Below are 3,361 nucleotides of genomic sequence, written 5' to 3' on the forward strand. Positions count from 1 at the left end.
CCACGCTCTTTATCAATAACATAAAAATTAGAATATATACTTGATTTATATATACTTTTTACACTCGATGTACAAAAATCTTCTTTATTTTCATACTCTATAGCTTCAAGATTTAATAAATAATTCAATTTTGACATCGTATGATCTGTTGACCCATCATTAATAAAAATAATATCTAAATTTGGATATTTAAATTCTTTTAAATTTTTTAGAATTTTCTTTAAAAACACACCATCATTATGACAATATACTAAAATTGATAAATCCTTATACACAATTTTACTTTTACGAATATTCATAGATTCTATATGATTTTTATATCCTATTTTTATATACCACAAGGTTAATATTGCTATCAATAGAACTATCCCTATTTCTACCACCTTATAACCTCCTACAGCAAAATATTACTACTTATTATTACAATTTATTTCCTGAATCATTTTAACATTTTATTTTACTTTTTTCTCTTTACCAATAGTATGTAATTCGTCCATTAACTAGATTATCCTTATTTTCTTGCTAATCCCTATTAAATTAACCTTTGACAACAAATTATGAATCTATCAAAAAAAAAACGTTTTATTTCTTGACTTAATATATCATTTTAATATATAATTTCATATATTAACAATTAATATATAAAATACTTTGATTAGGAGTAGTAATATTTTTCTTAACTATAGAGAGCTGTGGTTTGCTGTAACACAGTGTTATGAAAATATGAACTTACCTATGAGTTTATGTGTAAAGCACATAGGGCTTGCCCCCTTATAGGTTTCGAGTGAGAAGATATTTATATCTTCTAATAAGAGTGGTACCGCGATCCCCTTCGTCTCTTAATTTTAGAGACAAGGGGCTTTTTTTATATTTTTTTAATAAATTTATTATATTTTGGAGGTTTTTTAATGGGAAACTATAGTACTAACATTGATAAAAAATGGCAAGATAAATGGGAAGAAACAAAACTCTATAACTTTGACCCAAACAGCGATAAGGAAAAACTTTATGTTTTAGAAATGTTCTCTTATCCTTCAGGAAGTCAACTTCATGCAGGGCACTGGTTTAACTATGGACCAGTTGATTCATGGGCTAGACTTAAAAGAATGCAAGGATACAATGTATTCCAACCAATGGGATTTGATGCATTTGGACTTCCTGCTGAAAACTTTGCTATAAAAACTGGAATCCACCCAAAAGATTCAACATTTAATAACATTAAAACAATGAAAGAGCAATTAAAAGCTATGGGAGCAATGTTTAACTGGGATAATACTCTTGTTACTTGTTCTGAAGATTATTATAAATGGACACAGTGGTTATTCTTAGAACTTCTTAAGAATGATTTAGCTTATAGAAAAAAGGCTCCTGTAAACTGGTGCCCTTCTTGTCAAACAGTTCTTGCAAACGAGCAAGTTCATGATGGCGCTTGTGAAAGATGTGAATCTGAAGTTACTAAAAAGAATCTTACACAATGGTTCTTCAAAATAACTGACTATGCAGATGAACTTTTAGATAAACTTGATGGACTTGATTGGCCTGAAAAAACTGTTGCAATGCAAAAACACTGGATTGGTAGATCAACAGGTTCACAAGTTAAATTTAAAGTTAAGGATTCTGATTTAGATTTTGATGTATTCACAACTAGAGTTGATACACTTTGTGGTGTTAGCTATGTTGTTTTAGCTCCTGAAAATCCTTTAGTTGATTCACTTACTATAGCTACTCAAAAAGAAGCTGTTGAAAACTATAGAGAAGAAGCTAAAAAACAATCAGATATTGAAAGACAGTCTATTTCAAGAGAAAAAACTGGAGTATTCTCTGGTTCATATGCAATCCACCCAATTAGTGGTGAGGCAGTTCCTATTTGGATAGCTGATTATGTTCTTGCAACTTATGGAACTGGAGCTGTTATGGCTGTACCAGCTCATGATGAAAGAGATTTCACATTTGCAGAGAAATTTAATCTTCCAATAAATAGAGTTATCGCTGCTAAAAGTGGTAAAGAAACTGAACTTCCATTCTGTGAGCATGGAGTTTTAGTTAATTCTGGAGAGTTTGATGGACTTACAACAGCAGAAGCTAAAGAAACAATAGTTCAAAAGCTTGAAAAGCAAAATCTTGGTGAAGAGAAAGTTAACTTTAGATTAAGAGATTGGCTTGTTTCAAGACAAAGATATTGGGGTGCACCAATTCCAATAATCTACTGTGATGACTGTGGAACTGTACCAGTACCTGAAAAAGATTTACCTATTAAACTTCCTTATGATGTTGCTTTTGCACCAGATGGAAAATCTCCACTTGCTAAATGCGAAGAGTTTGTTAATACAACTTGTCCTTGCTGTGGAAAACCTGCAAAAAGAGAAACAGACACACTTGATACTTTCGTATGTTCATCATGGTACTACTTAAGATATCCTGATAACAAAAATACTGAAGCTCCATTTAATAAAGAGTTAATCAATAAAATATTACCAGTAGATAAATATGTTGGTGGACCTGAGCATGCTTGTATGCACCTTCTTTATGCTAGATTTATAACAAAAGCATTAAGAGATATGGGACACTTAAGTTTTGATGAACCATTTAAATCACTTACTCACCAAGGATTAATACTTGGACCTGATGGACTTAAAATGAGTAAATCAAAAGGAAATACAATCTCTCCTGACACATATATAACTGAATATGGTGCTGATGTATTTAGAATGTACCTAATGTTTGGATTCTCATATGTCGAAGGTGGAGCTTGGAGTGATGATGGAATCAAATCAATCCATAGATTTGTAGAAAAAATTGAAAGAAATCTTGATATAGCAAGAGAAGCTATTGAAAAAGGTGAAAATAATAAAACTACTATGGATAAAGCTGAAAAAGAACTTAACTTCTGGAGACATAACACAATAAAAGCTGTTGGATTTGATGCAGATAAACTTCAATTTAACACAGCTATTGCTAGAATGATGGAATTTGTTAATGCTTTATCTAAATATACTCAAGAAAAAGAAATGAATCTTACATTCCTTAAAGATGCTATAAGTGATTATATTAAATTACTTGCACCATTTGCTCCTCACTTTACTGAAGAACAATGGAGTCTTCTTGGTAATACAGATTCTATCTTTAACACTGAGTGGCCAGCATTTGATACTGCTTGTCTTATAAAAGATGAAGTTGAAATTGCTATTCAAGTTAATGGTAAAATTAAAAATAAAATAATGATAACTTCAGGACTTGCTGAAGAAGATATTAAAACAGCTGCTCTTGCTGATGAAAAAATACTTGAAGCAACTGAAGGTAAAAATATCGTTAAAGTTATTGTTATCAAAGGTAGACTTGTAAATATAGTTGTTAAATAAAT

Annotated in this window: 2 protein-coding genes and 1 other annotated feature; of the genes, one reads left to right on the top strand and one right to left on the bottom strand. The window is 30.7% G+C overall.

The genetic code is table 11. The features are described from left to right. The coding region (locus Q0V15_RS12545; RefSeq protein ID WP_297439482.1) for a glycosyltransferase family 2 protein at nucleotides 1-383 on the bottom strand (383 nt) is incomplete at its 3' end. A gap of 259 nt (nucleotides 384-642) precedes the next feature. Further along, nucleotides 643-843: a binding site (T-box leader), on the top strand. Between the two features lie 65 nt (nucleotides 844-908). On the opposite strand from Q0V15_RS12545, the gene leuS reads away from it, so the two are divergent. After that, the gene (leuS, locus tag Q0V15_RS12550) at nucleotides 909-3,359 is read left to right on the top strand and encodes a leucine--tRNA ligase (protein ID WP_297439483.1); all 2,451 of its coding nucleotides are present in this window, start codon (nucleotides 909-911) and stop codon (nucleotides 3,357-3,359) included. Nucleotides 3,360-3,361 lie beyond the last annotated feature (2 nt).

The organism is uncultured Clostridium sp. (assembly GCF_947036855.1).
Taxonomy (GTDB): Bacteria; Bacillota; Clostridia; order Clostridiales; family Clostridiaceae; genus Sarcina.

Excerpts from the sequence above, each read along its gene's own strand:
- leuS (WP_297439483.1), top strand. The coding sequence starts at position 909 with ATGGGAAACTATAGTACTAACATTGATAAAAAATGGCAAGATAAATGG.